The sequence below is a fragment of the Flavivirga sp. 57AJ16 genome (assembly GCF_028736925.1).
Taxonomy (GTDB): Bacteria; Bacteroidota; Bacteroidia; order Flavobacteriales; family Flavobacteriaceae; genus Flavivirga.
Window position 1 is genome coordinate 13,132 of the sequence record NZ_JAQZAT010000023.1, and the last position, 16,860, is coordinate 29,991.

Consider the following 16,860-nt stretch of genomic DNA (forward strand, 5'->3'; position numbering starts at 1 on the left):
GAAAACAGAGACATGTCCAATTCACAACAATCATTAGCAAAAACAAATTACACCATTCCAATAGCAATTATAGCAGGTCTATTTTTCATATTTGGATTTGTAACTTGGATTAACGGAGCATTGATTCCTTTTATGAAAACAATAAATGAATTAACTGATGCCCAATCTTATTTGGTAGCATCGGCATCTTACATTTCATTTGTCGTCATGGCACTACCAGCATCTTACATTTTAAACAAAATAGGTTATAAAAAAGGGATGTCACTAGGTTTGGTAATAATGGGTTTAGGCGCTTTGGTTTTTATACCGGCAGCCGAAGCCAGAACCTACTGGGTATTTTTAACAGGTATTTTTATTCAAGGTATTGGAATGACGTTATTACAAACTGCAGCCAACCCTTACATTACTATTTTAGGTCCTATAGAAAGTGGTGCTAAACGAATTGCTATTATGGGCATAGCTAATAAAACAGCTGGAGCCTTGGGGTCCTTGATATTTGGGGCGTTACTATTATCAGGTATTGACGATGTTAAAGAAAAGTTAGGGAGCGTTTCTGCCGATGAAAAAGGAATTCTTTTGGACACTATGGCCGACAGTGTTTTTATGCCGTATTTAGTTATGGCCATTGTATTGTTTATTTTGGGAATATTAATAAGAAAAGCACCGTTACCATATGTTGAAGCTACAGAAACTGAAGAAACAAAAGATGGCGAAACTCCAAAAACAAACATTTTTCAATTTCCACATTTATGGTTAGGGGTATTGGCATTGTTTGTGTATGTAGGCGCCGAAGTGGTTGCGGGAGACACGATTATAGCCTATGGGATCTCTTTAGGATTTCCAGCAGCCGATGCTAAGTTTTTTACAACGCTAACTTTATTGGCCATGGTTTTTACGTATGCTTTGGGTGTTTTTTTAATTCCGAAATATGTAAACCAAGGGACAGCGCTTAAAATTAGTGCAGCTCTGGGAATTATTTTCAGTGTGTGCATCTTGTCAACAACAGGCTTTGCTTCAATCTTGTTCGTAGCAGCTTTAGGTATTGCTAACGCATTAGTTTGGCCTGCTATTTGGCCATTGACCTTGAATGGTCTTGGTAAATTTACCAAAACAGCTTCAGCTTTATTAGTCATGTCTATCTCAGGTGGTGCCATTATACCCCCGCTTTATGGTAGAATGGTAGATGCGAATAAGCATGAACTGATAGTAAATGGGGTAAATGAAGCTGAAGCTTTGGCTACAGCATCGACAAGTAGTTATTGGATTTTAATTCCTTGCTATACCATGATACTATTTTTTGCTATTTGGGGATATAAGTTCAAGAATTGGAGTAAAAAATAAATTAAAGAAAAAGAAAACAATAAAAACAAAAACATGTTAAAGAGTCGTATAGATAAATCAACAGGCTTCGAAAAAAGATTTGAAAACGCTGGTACTGTAGTCTATGAAAATTCAATAGAAGCATCAAAAGCTGTCGCCAAAGAGATAGCAGATCTTATAAAAGTTAAACAAGCTCAAAAGCAACCTTGTATCCTGGGGTTGGCAACAGGATCTTCACCTAAAGGACTGTATGCGGAATTAGTACGTCTGCATAAAGAAGAGGGTTTAAGTTTTAAGAATGTCGTCTCATTTAATTTGGATGAATATTATCCCATGGAACCAGATTCCATAAATAGTTATGTGCGGTTTATGAAGGAGTTGCTATTTGATCAAGTAGATATCCTGCCCGAAAATTATCATATCCCAGATGGTACCTTATCAAAAGAGGACATTGCGGATTATTGTAGTCAATATGAGGCAAAGATAAAAGCATTTGGAGGCATCGATTTACAAATTTTGGGTATTGGTGGCAATGGACATATAGGATTTAATGAGTCGGGGGCCTTACAAAATTCAAAAACCCGCTTAGTTGCCTTAGATCATATAACAAGAGTGGCTGCCAGTAACGATTTTTCAGGTCTAAATAATACGCCGAGAACGGCTATAACACTAGGGGTGAAAGCTATAATGGAAGCCAAACGTGTTATATTATTGGCTTGGGGAGAAAGAAAATCCAATATCATAAAAGCTTCAGTAGAAGGAGAAGTAACCAATCGGGTTCCGGCTTCTTATCTACAGGAACATAATAATGCGACCTTTGTTTTAGATAAAGCTGCTGCATCAAAATTGACCCGTATCAATACACCTTGGTTAGTAGAAAAAATTGATTGGACAGATGAGCTTATTAGAAAAGCTGTTTTAGGTTTGGCCTTACATTTAAAAAAGCCCATACTTATGCTTACAGATGCCGATTATATAGAAAACGGGATGAGTGATTTGTTGGCAGATTCTGGACCTGCTTATGATATAAATATTAAAATATTCAATAAACTACAAAATACTATTACAGGTTGGCCAGGAGGAAAACCCAATGCTGATGATAGTAAACGACCAGAAAGAGCAGAGCCGGCAAAAAAACGGGTACTTATTTTTAGCCCACACCCAGACGATGATATTATAAGTATGGGAGGCACCTTTAAACGTTTGCAAGAACAAGGTCATGAAGTGCATGTAGGCTATCAAACCTCAGGAAATATAGCCGTAGCAGATGATGAAGCATTGCGCTTTGCCAGCTTTGTATGCGATTACAACGATAAGTTTGGAATAAAAAGTGAAGAAGCTGAAGCTATCTATAAAAAAGCTGTAGCATTTCTTAAAAACAAAAAGGCAAGTGAGGTAGATATAAAGGAAGTGAGATACATTAAAGGTTTGATACGAAGGGGAGAAGCACAGTCTACTTGTTACTTTGTAGGTGTCCCCGATAATCAAATTCATTTCATGGAATTGCCCTTTTATGAAACTGGCACTATAGAAAAAAAGCCATTAGGAGAAAAAGATGTTAAAATTACGATGGATTTGATAGAGAAGATAAAACCACATCAAATATATGCAGCAGGAGACCTAGCAGACCCACATGGGACCCATAAAGTATGCCTGGATGCTATTTTTGAAGCGGCCAAACGTTTAAAACCAAAAAAGTTTATGAAAGATTGTTGGATTTGGTTGTACAGAGGCGCCTGGCAAGAGTGGGGTATTGATGAGATTGAAATGGCAGTACCTATGGGGCCCGATCAAGTCTTGGAAAAACGAAAGGGAATATTCAAGCACCAATCACAAAAAGATGGGGTTGTATTTCAAGGCTCGGATAGTAGGGAGTTTTGGCAACGTGCCGAAGATCGAAACAGGGAAACGGCCGAGCTCTATGACCAGTTAGGTTTATCACATTATGCTGCTATGGAAGCTTTTGTGAGATGGAAATATTAAGAGAATAAAAGTGGTTATACCAATTGGCAGGTGAAATGAGCCTTAAATAATTTGAATTATAGTGTGCTTATATAAAATAGAAAATGAAAGCATAGCCTTAGTTATGAGGTTATTTTATCTTGAAATATAAGTGCAATAGAAACGAATTATTAGGCTTATTTTATTTGTTAATTGGTATTATTACATTTAATGAATTTTAAAATGTAAAAGCTGCTTCCAAAGAAGAAACATCTACTCTAACAATAATTTATTATAGCTTTTGTGAATATGCAAGGGCTATAATTTTTTTAATTGGTTTTATATCGACTTAGCTATATATACAAACTCTCCTTGACTTTTCTATTTCCTAGAACCTGCTTCCGGTAGCTACGGTGTACCCACATCTTTTAAGGAACTATATTTTGTCCGCAGTTCACTTAAATGGATATAAAAACAAAAAAAGATTGGACACGAATGGCACAAATTTTCACAAATTATTCAGACTATTGACAGATTTCAAGCCTATATAGACTAGGGATTCATATTCATGCAGAGTTCAATCAATACCATAAAGTATTGGATTCGTGTAAATTTGTGCCATTCGTGTCTTTTTTAAAGAAGAGTACACACCGTAGTTCTGGCAGGCAGGGATTGGCTCATATTCGTCCATATTTGGTTATTTTTATTAAATGAGTAATTTTAAGCTAGCAATGGTATTGTTTATAGCATTTAAATGATAAAAAAACTTAATCACAAGAAAGAACAGGTATCTAAGGAAATATACCGCATTTTTCAAGCATCCTATAAAATTGAAGCAGACTTACTTCAAGTAAAACTTCAAGATTTTCCACCTTTAAAAAGAGGCGTGAATAATTTTCAAGACAGTGCCACCAATTTTTATGGTTTTTGGAAAGCATCAGAGCTAGCTGCTGTTCTTGAAATTGATAAGGTAAATAATATAACAGATATCTGTAGCCTTGTTGTTCATCCTTTGTTTTTCAGGCAAGGCATTGCCAAAAAACTTTTAGATTTTGCTGTAGCATTGCATCATTCAGAAATAATCATTGTTGAAACTGGATTTGCAAACAAGCCAGCCGTTGCCTTATATGAGACATTTGGTTTTATACAGCAAGGAAAATATATGACTTCAATTGGTATTGAAAAGGTGAAATTTACACTTCGTAAGACGTATTGAACTTCTTTTTTGTAAGTACAGTATTTGTGCTATCATGTTCTTGCATTATAATTTTGCTTTGGTAAAAAAAGAAGTTCTTATACCAATTATGACTCAAAACAACCCCTATAATTTGTTTAGCTCACAGATCTAATTTGATAAATAGGAGTTCATGAATCTTCTTCGATTACAATTTTGCTCATATTTCAATATAAAACATGAGCTCAGCTTGACTGGGTATAAAACCATAACAAAGGCTCAATGTCATTAAGTTAAGGAAATTTGCCCCTTTTTGTCACATTGAGCGCAGTCGAAATGCTAATAAAACTAGAACTCCAATTGGTCTTCGACTGCGCTCAGACTGACATTACGGCCTTAACTTAATGACATTGAACAAAGGCTATGATTGAATTTTCTATCATATCAGAACAAAATATAATTCAAATTATTTATAGCTCATTTTAAATAATAATCGGTATTACTTAAAAGTTTCTTCTACAAAATTAATGGTGGAATATCCTTGTTTAATCAGACTAGGAAATATTTAGTCTTTTTCTTTGGCTATTGGTTTAATTGGTTATTATATTTACACGTTATACCAATGAATGAGATTAAATTTTCTTTTTTAATTATTTGTTTTATACTATCAAATAATATTTTTTCACAAGAAGTAGCTATCCCTACAAAATTTCTTGAGGATGGTAGTATGTATAAAAGTTTTAAGGAATTTTCTCAGCCTTTGGCTCAATTTAAAGCGCATGAAAAATGTATTGTTACTGGTTATTTGGGGAAGAATATATATAAAATAATCTATAAAGAGCGGGTAGGTTATGTAAACTCTGATTTTTTATCGATTAATGAGGAAATGATGGATCTATATTTCGCCAATGAAGAAAAAGAATTAAAGAAAGCTATTGCGGAAGATGAAAAAAGAAAGAAAAAGATAAGGGAGGTAATAAGAAAGAGGGAAGAAAAAGAGCGTATCCAAGATTCTATTATTAAAGCGAGGGAAGCAGCGAAACGCCAGCAGGAACTATTGGCAAAAGCTAAACAGCAGGCAGCCGGGTTAAAGGAAAAGCAAAGGGTTCAGGACTCTATAAACAGGGCCGAGGAAACGGCGAAACGCCAGCAGGAACTATTGGCAAAAGCTAAACAGCAGGCAGCCGGGTTAAAGGAAAAGCAAAGGGTTCAGGACTCTATAAACAGGGCCGAGGAAACGGCGAAACATCAACAGGAGCTATTGGCAAAAGCTAAACAGCAGGCAGCCGAGTTAAAGGAAAAGCAAAGGGTTCAGGACTCTATAAACAGGGCCGAGGAAACGGCGAAACGCCAACAGGAGCTATTGGCGCAAGCTAAACAGCAGGCAGCCGAGTTAAAGGAAAAGCAAAGGGTTCAGGACTCTATAAACAGGGCCGAGGAAACGGCGAAACGCCAACAGGAGCTATTGGCAAAAGCTAAACAGCAGGCAGCCGAGTTAAAGGAAAAACAAAGGGTTCAGGACTCTATAAACAGGGCCGAGGAAACGGCGAAACGCCAACAGGAGCTATTGGCGCAAGCTAAACAGCAGGCAGCCGAGTTAAAGGAAAAGCAAAGGGTTCAGGACTCTATAAACAGGGACGAGGAAGCAGCGAAACGCCAACAGGAGCTATTGGCAAAAGCTAAACAGCAGGCAGCCGGGTTAAAGGAAAAACAAAGGGTTCAGGACTCGATTAACAGGGCCGAGGAAGCAGCGAAACGCCAACAGGAGCTATTGGCAAAAGCTAAACAGCAGGCAGCCGAGTTAAAGGAAAAGCAAAGGATTCAGGACTCGATTAACAGGGCCGAGGAAGCAGCGAAACGCCAACAGGAGCTACTGGCAAAAGCCAAAAGGCAAGCTGCTGAGTTAAAGGAAAGGCAAAGGGTTCAGGATTCAATTAATAGGGCTAAGGAAGCAGCTGAGCTAATTGAAAAACAAAGGATTCAGGGCTTAATTGATAAGGCTAGGGAAGAAGCCAAACGCCAGCAAGCCGTGTTGGCAGCAGCAAAGAATAAAAAAGCAGAAGTAAACGAAAACACTAATACAGAAAGGATTAAATTTAGAAACACATGTCATTATGCGATACACAGATATGATGAGTTTTATAAAAAGATTTATATAAGAACCGACCCTTATTCGATAAGTGATGATTTAACCATCGAATTATATAAATATGGGCAAAAAACAAGTGTGTTTTTTAACTCTCCAAAAGATTTAGGTTGCGTTAGTTATTTTTCTAATAATCGATCATCTGTAAAGGTTGAACTTGAAAATAATCAGACCATAACGTTTTACCACACATGGAATATGGAATGTGGCGAGTTTTTATTTAAAGGAAACCTTTCTCAATCGAAAATAATACATTTAAAAAAGTCTCCCATTAAATCGATATTGTTAAAAGGAACAAAGGGTACTTTTAATATTACAGATATAGATTATAAAGAGTTTTTTATTGATAAGTTAAAATGTCTTGATTAATATTATTTCTTCTGCTAAATGGACCAATCCCAATTGGCATGATCTTGTTGTCCAGTTCCAGTTTTAGATCTAGTGTGACGGTAATAATAATTTATTATAAAAACTTGATGGGTTTTATTGAGTAAATTTAATTAATTCAATTCCTTTTTCAAGGGTTTCCTTTTTTTCAGTTGTTGTTTGGGATAAAGATTAGGCTTGCTATGGTCCCTTTTTTCTCTACACTTTTGATCTGAATTTTGCTTTTATGTAAAAGCATAATTTGTTTGCACAAGCTTAATCCAATACCGCTTCCGGATTTTTTAGTACTGAAAAAGGGAATAAATACATCATCAATTATTTCATTTGGAATTCCCTTGCCATTATCCTTAATTTTTATAACTGGTTGACCATTAATGTTCTTTTCTGCAGATAATATAATTTTTGGAGACTCGATTTCTTTACAAGCTTCAATCGAATTAAGTATTAAATTGATTAACACCTGCTCAATTAAATAGACATCCATTTCTATTTGGAGATTTGGATTTTCAATTTCAAAATGTAACGCCATATTTTTATTCGCAAGTGAAGGAAGCATCAAGGTTTTTATATTTTCGAATAATTCAATCACAGCGATCTTACTTAGATTAAGCTTGGTGATTTTATTTAAGCTTCGGTAGGTTTTTGCAAATTTTAATAGGCCCTCGCTTCTTTTTTTAATGCTTTCAATACCAGTATTTAAATCGTTTATATCTATTTGATGATTTTCTGGATCTTCTATAGATTGCTGGACTTTAGATTGTAAAGTTTCTGCTAATGATGTTATTGGTGCAATGGAATTCATTATTTCATGAGTCATTACACTTAATAATTTCTTCCAAGCTTTAGATTCATTTTGAGTAAGTGTGTTTTCAATATTTTGTAGTACTATAAGTTTATATGACTGTTCTTTTATCTGAAAAATAGAACTCGCAATTAATAGGGGTGTTTTTTCATTCTCGATTTCTATAGTCATACTATTTTCATTGGTGTGATTTTTTACGAAAACGGAATTAAATAAATCTGGCTTCCTTTTTTTTACAAATTGAACGTTTTTTAATGAAGGAACATTTAAATTTTTTTTAAATGAATCATTAATCCATAAAACCTCCCCAGAGTCTATATGATAAGCAATAATACCTGTGTTAATTAATTCGAGTATTTTTTTTAGGTATAAATGCTGGGCTTCCTTTTCTTTATTGATCTCATGTACTGTTTTATTAACCTCATTAAAGCCTTTATGTAATTCCCTAAGATCTTCCGTTCCGGATTTTTCATTAAACCAGCGTGAAAAATCCCTGTATTTTACAGATTCAAAAAAATCGTCCATTTCATAAAATCGTCTAAATATAAATTTATAAAGTCCCCTAAAGGCATAATATAAAGTAATTAAAATGGGAATTAGTATGGCTACACTAACTTGTGTGCTATTTTGAAAGTCAAGCATGTTTATTGCAAACGCTAAGGCTGTTAGTGTAAAAAATAAAGCGATAACCCTAATGACCAGAACTAATTTATATTTCCTATAAACCATACTTGTTTAATCTTCTATAAAGTGCTGTCCTTGTAATTCCTAATTCTTTTGCAGATTTGGAAATGTTACCATGGTTCTTTTCAATAACCTTTAAAATGGCATTTTTCTCAATGGTTTCAAGTTTTAAATCGGTAGTACCAATGTTATTTCCTATTTTTTCTATAGGAGAAAATACCAGGTCCTCTTCATATAGACAATCGTTGTCTGCCATAATCACTGCCCGTTCTAAGGCATATTGAAGTTCTCGAACATTACCGGGAAAATAATAAAGCTTTAGTTTGTTAATAAAACCATTATCCAACTTAAAGCTGGGTTTTAGATACTTTTCAGCATATAGCTTAATAAAATGTTTGGCCAGTAAAATAACATCGTTACCTCGGTCTCTTAAAGGAGGCACCATAATTTCTACGGTGTTTATCCTATAAATAAGGTCTTTTCTAAAATTAGCTTCGTTGGCAAGAAATTCTATACTTAAATTTGTTGCACAAATAAGTCTAATATTAATATCTATGGATTTGTTAGAGCCTAACGGAGTTACCTTTCTATTTTGCAAAACAGTTAAAAGTTTTGCTTGTTGTTGCAGGCTAATATTCCCTATTTCATCTAAAAAAAGGGTACCACCATCTGCTGCTTCAAACCTTCCGGACCGATCGTTTTTTGCATCTGTAAAAGCCCCTTTTTTGTAACCAAACAGTTCACTTTCAAATAATGATGCTGTTAACGATCCGACATCGACTTTAATAAAGGGCTTGTTTTTTCGTAACGAATTATTATGTATAGCTTTCGCAATAAGATCTTTACCAGTCCCATTTTCACCTAGAATTAAAATATTGGCATCGGTAGGGGCAATTTTTTTTATCTTCAAAAAAGTATCGTTCATAACATGACTTTCACCCAAAATTTCGGTTCTTGTAATGGAAGCGCCTGTCTTTTTTGATTTGTGTGATTTTTTCTTATTTAAAATATCGGTAAGCGACTCTATGAGTTTGCTGTTTTCCCATGGTTTCACTAAAAAATCTGAAGCGCCTTCTTTTAGGGACCGGATGGCCAAATCCAGATCCCCATAGGCCGTTATTAAAACAATGTATACTTCTTTATTGATCTCCTTAATTTTATTGAGCCAATAAATACCTTCGTTTCCTGTATTTATAAGCCCGTTAAAATTCATATCAAGAATAATAAGATCGAATTTAGTCTTCTGGATCAAAGACACTATGTTGCCCGGGTTTTTCTCTACAATAACATCTTTTACTTTAGATTTTAACAGTAATCGTATGGCAGTTAGCACATCGTCATCGTCATCTACAACTAATATGTTAGCGTTTTTTAACAACATAATTACAATATTACAATATTAATATGCTCATTAAAAATTATTAAAGTATAAATATTCGGTAGGGTAGAAGTGTTTTATTATCGAACATGATTGTATCATTTTCGAACACTTTAATAAGTTTGTTTTTGTTTAAATTATTGATTTGTAGTTTTTTATAAAACGGCATAATAATGTCTATATAAAAGCGTAAACATGTTAATTATATGGATATCCCTTTAGAAAAGAAACGGTTTGATAAGAAAAAGATAAGTATAGTGGTTGGAGTCCTCCTTTTGGTTGCATTAATCATTTTTGTAGCGGTATCCACAGGGGGAAGCTCAAAGCTAAATGTAGATAAAGAGCGCATTTCTGTTAGTGAGATTAAAGAAGGTGTCTTTCAGGAAAATATCCCGGTTACTGGAAATGTATTGCCCATCACCACGATATATTTAGATGCTCTTGAAGGCGGACGTGTAGATGAAATATTTGTAGAGGATGGGGCTATAATGAAGCAAGGCGAACCCATTCTCAGATTATCGAACACAGATTTAGAATTGAGTTTGGTCAATCAAGAAACAGCGGTTTATAATTTATTGACTCAGATGCAAATCTCTCAAAATGCTGCCCGCCAAAATACCATTAACAAATTAACCAGAATGACCGATGTTGAGAATTCGCTTATAGAAGCAAATAGAATATATCAACTTAATAAAAAGTTATATGAGCAAAAGGCTATTGGACGTCAGGAGTTTCAAGAATCGGAGAATAATTATAACTACCAGAAACAACAAATGGAACTTGCTCAAGAAATTTTAAAGCAAGATAGCATCTCTACTAGACAAGAAGCCAGTCAAGCAGAAAGTTCATTTGCTAGAACCCAAAGCGCTTTAAAACTCATGCGAAAAAAGGTAGGGGACTTGGTCGTAAAAGCCCCTGTCGATGGCCAATTAACCTCATTGGATGCCGAAATAGGGCAGTCTAAAAATAAGGGCGAACGCTTAGGGCAAATAGATGTTTTAAGCGGATTTAAAGTACGTGCAGATATTGACGAACACTATATTTCCAGAATATATACAGGACAGCGCGGAACATTTTTTTTTAGTAGTAATAAGTACAGCTTGGTTATTAAAAAAGTGTTCACCCAAGTTACCAGTGGCAGATTTCAGGTCGATATGCTCTTTAAAGAAAAAGTAGAAGGAATTCGTCGTGGGCAATCATTACAGATACGTTTGGCCTTAAGTGAAGAAAAGCAGGCACTTCTTGTTCCCAAAGGCGGTTTTTTTCAGCAAACGGGAGGCAATTGGATCTTTAAATTAAATGAAGATGGGACCACTGCCCATAGAGTGGATATTAGACTTGGATCGGAAAACACAGAATATTATGAGGTATTAGAAGGACTGAAATCTGGTGATAAAGTTATAACATCGAGCTATGATAATTATGGCGATAAACAAGAATTGGTATTAAAATAAACAGATACATATTATGATTAAGATTAAAGATTTAGAAAAATATTATAAGACAGAAGAGCTACAAACCATTGCTTTAAACAAATTGTCTTTTGAAGTCAAGCAAGGTGAGTTTATTGCTGTTATGGGACCATCTGGTTGTGGTAAATCTACGTTGCTTAATATTTTGGGAATGTTGGACGACTCTGATGGTGGTAGTTTTATTTTTAACGGAGAAGAGGTTATTAATTATAACGAACGTAAAAGGGCCAGCATCCGGAAGCATAATATCGGATTTGTATTTCAAAGTTTTAATTTGATAGATCAACTTACGGTTTTTGAAAATGTTGAGCTTCCTTTAATATATACCGGTGTAAAAAAAGCAGAACGTAAAAAAAAGGTAGAAGCTGTACTTGAAAAAATGCAGATTATGCACAGGCGAAAACATTTTCCGCAACAACTTTCTGGTGGGCAACAGCAAAGAGTCGCTGTTGCCAGAGCCGTAGTTAATGATCCTAAATTAATACTTGCCGATGAGCCTACAGGAAACCTGGATAGTAGTAATGGTAATGAGGTCATGGAATTGTTAACCGAATTAAATGACCAGGGCACGACTATAATTATGGTAACACATAGTGAACATGATGCCAAATACAGCCATCGTATTATTCGCATGTTGGATGGACAAAAAGTGACAGAGAATAGTTTAGTTTAAATGCTTTAACAAATGCTACGAAATTATTTTAAAATAACATTAAGGGTTTTTCTTAAGAATAGACTTTTCACAGCAATTAATGTACTGGGATTGGCTATAGGTATTACAGCATATATGCTAATTACCCAGTATGTGAACTTTGAGTCTAATTATGATAATTATCACCCGCAAGTAGATAATTTATACCGAGTAACTTATAACCATACTTATGGTAGGAAAGACTTTGTAGGTGTTGCAGCTAATCACCCAGCGGTCGGCCCTGCTCTTAAGCAGGATTTTACCGAAGTAGAGAGTTTTGCGCGATTGGTAGAAAGGCCAATTGTTATGCGTAGAGCTTTTGTGCTCTCATATACTAGGAATAACGGAACAAGAATAAAATCGAATGTAAATGATGATAAAGTATATTTTGCCGACAATGCATTTTTGAATATGTTTAGAGTGAATCTCTTAAAAGGAGATCCTGATGTGGCCTTAAAAGAGCCAAATTCTATTATCATATCAGAGGAAGTTGCGAAACGATTTTTTGGGAATGAAGATCCTATAAATAAAAATTTAATTGCAAATAATAATATGCCTATAAAAATTTTGGGCGTATTTGAAAAACTTCCAGACAATACACATTTAAAGTTTGATATACTTGTTTCTTTCTCCACTTTAAGCCCAAATACGGACACAACTTGGGTTTGGCCTGAATTTTATAATTACGTGCGCCTAAAACCTGGTACCGATCCTAAAGTACTTGAGAGTAAATTTCCTTCATTTACAAATAAATATTTGAGCGAGATTATGGAGGAATATAATTTTAAGACCAAGTTTGAATTACAACCCGTCAAAGACATTCACTTAAAATCTCACCTTCGAAATGAAATAGAAGCAAATGCTAGTGAAGGCACCTTAAATTTTCTTAGAATAATAGGGCTCTTTGTGATACTTATCGCCTTAATAAATTTTATCAACCTATCTACCGCCAAATCTGTAGAACGTGCTATGGAGGTAGGTTTGAAAAAAGTAGTAGGTATTTCTAAAAAAGCTTTGATAGGACAATTTCTTTTTGAATCGGTAATAATTAATTTTTTAGCAACTCTTATTGCAATCCTTTTAGTGAGCCTACTTATAAAACCATTTAATCAATTGGTAGGGCTAAATATATTATCAATGGATATGTGGCTAGACTATCACATTTGGATTCAATTAATTGGATTAGTACTACTAGGTGGCATTTTAGCAGGTGCTTATCCTGCTTTTATACTTTCGGGTTTTAAGCCCATCCAAGTATTAAAAGGAAAATTTCACCAATCCGGTCAAGGTGTTTTAATGCGAAAAATACTGGTTGTAGCACAGTTCTCTATATCTATTGCATTAATAGCAGGTACATTTATTGTAAATAGTCAGTTTTCGTTTATGCAAGACCAAGAGCTGGGATATGATGTAGAGCATAATCTTATTGTTAATGCGCCTACAATAATAGACACCACGATAACTCATAAAATGATGGCATTTAAAAACGAGCTTTTGCGAAATCCGAAAATAAATAGTATTGCCACTACAGATGAAATACCAGGAAGAAAAATCACCAAATATAATACAGCTAGGCAACTTCATATAAGAAAAGGAGAAGGTGTTAGATGTAGCCAATTAAGCATAAATCATGATTTTTTAGAAACTTATAAGATTAAATTACTGACAGGTAGGAACTTTAGGTTAGCCGATAAATCCTTATATGATTATAATGGTTCTCAAGAAAAAGGAAAAGGTAAAATTATGATTAATAAAGCTGCGTCGAAAAAAATAGGATTTTTAACCATTGAAGAAGCCCTTGGCAAACAAATTATTGTTGATAGGGACGGTAAAGAGCATAGGGTTGAAATTATAGGGGTTATGGACGACTACCATCAAGAATCTTTAAGAAATGATTTTGACCCCATTGTGTTCTTTTATTTTGACTTTTTTGCTTCGAGTTATTTAACCATTAACTTAAATACATCAGATATTCAGAGCACTATAGCCATTATAGAGAATAAGTTTGAAAGCTTTTTTCCATTAGACCCTTTCAACTATTTCTTTCTCGAAGAGCATTTTAACAAGCAGTATCAAGCAGATTTAAAATTCAGTAAAATATGTAATCTGTTTGCCATACTCGCCATATTTATTGCTACTCTAGGGTTGTTTGGATTAGGCTCATATATGGCCATGCGAAGAACCAAAGAGCTTTGTGTTCGAAAAGTTTTAGGTGCCAGCAAACCACATGTATTGTTTTTGATCCCAAAAAGTTTATTGGTTTTGGTTTTTGTATCAGGTTTAATAGCTATTCCTGTTACCCACTTTATAGCATCAGAATGGCTTACCAATTATGCGTTTCGAGTTAGCATGAATCTATGGATGTTTATTGCGCCCTTGTTATTGGTAACAGTTGTGGCGCTTATTTCGGTTTTACCAGAATCTTTAAGAGTGACTTTGGTTAAACCTGCCAATTATTTAAGGAATGAATAAATTTTAATAGTTATGATACGGAATTATTTTAAAATCGCGTGGCGAAATCTTAAAAAGAATAAGGTGTATTCTTTTATTAATATTTTTGGTTTGAGTGTTGGCATGACTGCTTGTTTTCTAATTTTTTCATATGTAAACTTTGAATTAAGCTATGACAACTTTCATTTAAAGAAGGATCGTATTTTTAGGGTTGTTGCCGATATTAAAACTCCAACAGAAACAATTAATGGGAAGGGACCGTCTTGGGCCGTTCCTCCCCACATAACTGAATTTCCTGAAGTTGCAGCTGCGGTTCGTGTTCTTAGTGATATTATACTTTTTAAAAAAGACAATTTAACGTTCAACGAAACAGAATCCTTGTGGGCAGATGCAGATTTTTTCACTGTTTTTGATTATAAATTGCTAAAAGGGAACCCGCTCACAGTTTTAAAAGAACCTTTTAGTATTGTGTTATCTGAAACTTCAGCAAAAAAATATTTCGGTGATAATGATCCTATTGGGCAGACCATTCTAATCACCGACGATGCTTTTCCATCAACGGTTACCGGTATTATGGAAGATATACCAGTAAACTCTCAAATACAGGGTGATGTAGTAATATCTATGACAACTATTACAAAAAAGTTTGCTGAAGGTGTAAATGATCAATGGGGCAATTATGGGCCTTTTGCCTACCTCTTACTTAAACCCGATACAAATGCAAAGCATCTTGAAAGTAAATTTCCAGCATTTCTTGAAAAGTGGAGTGGCAAAGAAATGAATAAATCACAAATGTTTCCAACACTTTTGTTAGAACCGTTAAAAGATGTTTACCTCAAATCAGATCGTGGAGGTTTTGTTACCGGAAATATTAAAAACGTATATGTTTTCTCAATAGTTGCTATGCTAATATTGCTAATTGCATGTATGAACTTTATAAACCTTACAACAGCTAGATCTTCAGAACGGGCAAAAGAAGTAGGAATTAGAAAAGTAGTTGGGGCTGCAAAATCTCAATTGGCTAGACAATTTATTGGAGAATCTGTTTTAATTTGCCTTATCGCTTTTTTATTGACATTAGTCGTTACATCACTATTATTACCATCATTTAATCAATTAGCGGGGAAAACAATTAGCCAAGGAATTTTTGAGATTCCTCTTTACATACTATTACTTTTTTTGGCAGCTACTGGGATAGGGTTATTAGCAGGAATTTATCCAGCTTTAATACTTTCTTCATTTAAGCCAACCACAGTTTTAAAAGGGAGGTTTACTACTGGAGCAAAAGGCAATTTTTTACGAAAGGGTCTTGTGATATCGCAGTTTACTATTTCAATTGCATTAATTATTGGAACCATTGTAGTTTATTCACAAATGAGCTATATGAATAATCGTGATTTAGGGTTCAAAAAAGACCAGATTCTTGTTCTTGATACCAATAGCGATAAAAATAGGGATGTACTAAAACAGGCTACATCTAGTTTGTCAAATATTAAAAACGCCTCTTTGTCATCAAGTGTTCCAGGAACGGGCAATTTAATAGCATATTCAGAAATAGAAAATATAAAAGGGGATTTACAAGTAGCGAACCTTGATTTATATTTCGTAGATTTCGATTACATTTCTTTATTTAATATTCAATTAGCTGCTGGAAGACCTTTTTCGCGTGAATTTAAAACAGACACCACACAGGCAATGGTGCTTAATGAAGCCGCAGTAAAAATGTTTGGATATAGTTCTCCAGAACAAGCTATAGGAAAACGTTTTAAACAATGGGGGCATGAAGGAAAAATCATTGGTGTTATTAAAGACTTTCATTTTCAGTCATTAAAAAAACCAATAAAGCCATTGAGCATGCGTATCAATCCAGATCGAGGTGATTATTTGTCCATAAATATCTCTACCTCTAATCTTGCTTCAACTATGGCAGCTGTTGAAAATCAATGGGAAAAAATCATTCCAAACAAACCTTTTAGTTATTATTTTCTAGATGAGTTTTTTGGTCGCCAATACAAAAGCGAAGAACAATTTGGCAAATTGTTCTTAAATTTTGCCTTACTGGCAATTTTTCTATCCTGTCTAGGGCTGCTTGGTTTGGCTTCATATACTACAATACAGCGAACTAAAGAAATAGGGATTCGTAAAATTATGGGTGCATCTGTATCTAGCATTTTAAATTTATTATCTCGTGATTTTTTAAAATTAGTGGCCATTTCTTTTTTCGTAGCCACACCTGTTTCTTGGTTTTTTATGCAAGAATGGTTAATGGATTTTGCCTATCGAACGACTGTCAGTTGGTGGGTGTTTCTTGCTGCTGGAGTTATGGCTATGCTTATTGCTTTAATAACAGTAGGTTTTCAGGCTATTAAAGTAGCAATTTCAAATCCAGTAGATGCATTAAGAACAGAATAAAT

General features: G+C 34.6%; 10 protein-coding genes. 8 read left to right on the forward strand and 2 right to left on the reverse strand.

Annotated features, from left to right (window positions below; all coding sequences use genetic code 11):
- The first annotated feature begins 12 nt into the window (after nt 1-12).
- The 4 genes from PQO00_RS18800 (at nt 13) to PQO00_RS18815 (ending at nt 6,950) form a co-directional block, all read left to right on the forward strand.
- Entirely contained in the window at nt 13-1,341 is a 1,329-nt protein-coding gene (locus tag PQO00_RS18800; RefSeq protein WP_274186402.1) for a sugar MFS transporter, read from the forward strand.
- Nucleotides 1,342-3,303, forward strand: coding sequence for a glucosamine-6-phosphate deaminase (gene nagB / locus PQO00_RS18805; protein ID WP_274186432.1), 1,962 nt, complete (start codon nt 1,342-1,344; stop codon nt 3,301-3,303).
- A gap of 712 nt (nt 3,304-4,015) precedes the next feature.
- Entirely contained in the window at nt 4,016-4,477 is a 462-nt protein-coding gene (locus tag PQO00_RS18810; protein ID WP_274186403.1) for a GNAT family N-acetyltransferase, read from the forward strand.
- Nucleotides 4,478-5,057: 580 nt separating this feature from the next.
- The gene (locus PQO00_RS18815; RefSeq protein WP_274186404.1) at nt 5,058-6,950 is read left to right on the forward strand and encodes a hypothetical protein; all 1,893 of its coding nucleotides are present in this window, start codon (nt 5,058-5,060) and stop codon (nt 6,948-6,950) included.
- 166 nt (nt 6,951-7,116) lie between these two features.
- Here PQO00_RS18815 and PQO00_RS18820 read toward each other — a convergent pair whose 3' ends face one another.
- Nucleotides 7,117-8,499 (reverse strand): PAS domain-containing sensor histidine kinase, encoded by a 1,383-nt coding sequence (locus PQO00_RS18820; protein ID WP_274186405.1) that lies wholly within the window; start codon nt 8,497-8,499, stop codon nt 7,117-7,119.
- The gene (locus PQO00_RS18825; protein ID WP_274186406.1) at nt 8,489-9,835 is read right to left on the reverse strand and encodes a sigma-54 dependent transcriptional regulator; all 1,347 of its coding nucleotides are present in this window, start codon (nt 9,833-9,835) and stop codon (nt 8,489-8,491) included. Before PQO00_RS18825 ends, PQO00_RS18820 begins: the two co-directional genes overlap by 11 nt.
- Nucleotides 9,836-10,038: 203 nt before the next feature.
- Between PQO00_RS18825 and PQO00_RS18830 the strand changes: the two genes are divergently transcribed.
- From PQO00_RS18830 to PQO00_RS18845, 4 genes are read left to right on the forward strand one after another with little or no spacing between them, the layout of a single operon-like run.
- Complete coding sequence (locus tag PQO00_RS18830) at nt 10,039-11,286, forward strand: efflux RND transporter periplasmic adaptor subunit (protein ID WP_274186407.1); 1,248 nt, start codon at nt 10,039-10,041, stop codon at nt 11,284-11,286.
- Nucleotides 11,287-11,299: 13 nt separating this feature from the next.
- Nucleotides 11,300-11,977: an ABC transporter ATP-binding protein gene (locus PQO00_RS18835; protein ID WP_274186408.1), complete on the forward strand. Its 678-nt coding sequence runs from the start codon at nt 11,300-11,302 to the stop codon at nt 11,975-11,977.
- Nucleotides 11,978-11,989: 12 nt separating this feature from the next.
- Nucleotides 11,990-14,467, forward strand: coding sequence for an ABC transporter permease (locus PQO00_RS18840; RefSeq protein WP_274186409.1), 2,478 nt, complete (start codon nt 11,990-11,992; stop codon nt 14,465-14,467).
- 12 nt (nt 14,468-14,479) lie between these two features.
- On the forward strand, nt 14,480-16,858 hold the full coding sequence (locus PQO00_RS18845) for an ABC transporter permease (RefSeq protein WP_274186410.1): 2,379 nt from the start codon (nt 14,480-14,482) through the stop codon (nt 16,856-16,858).
- Nucleotides 16,859-16,860 lie beyond the last annotated feature (2 nt).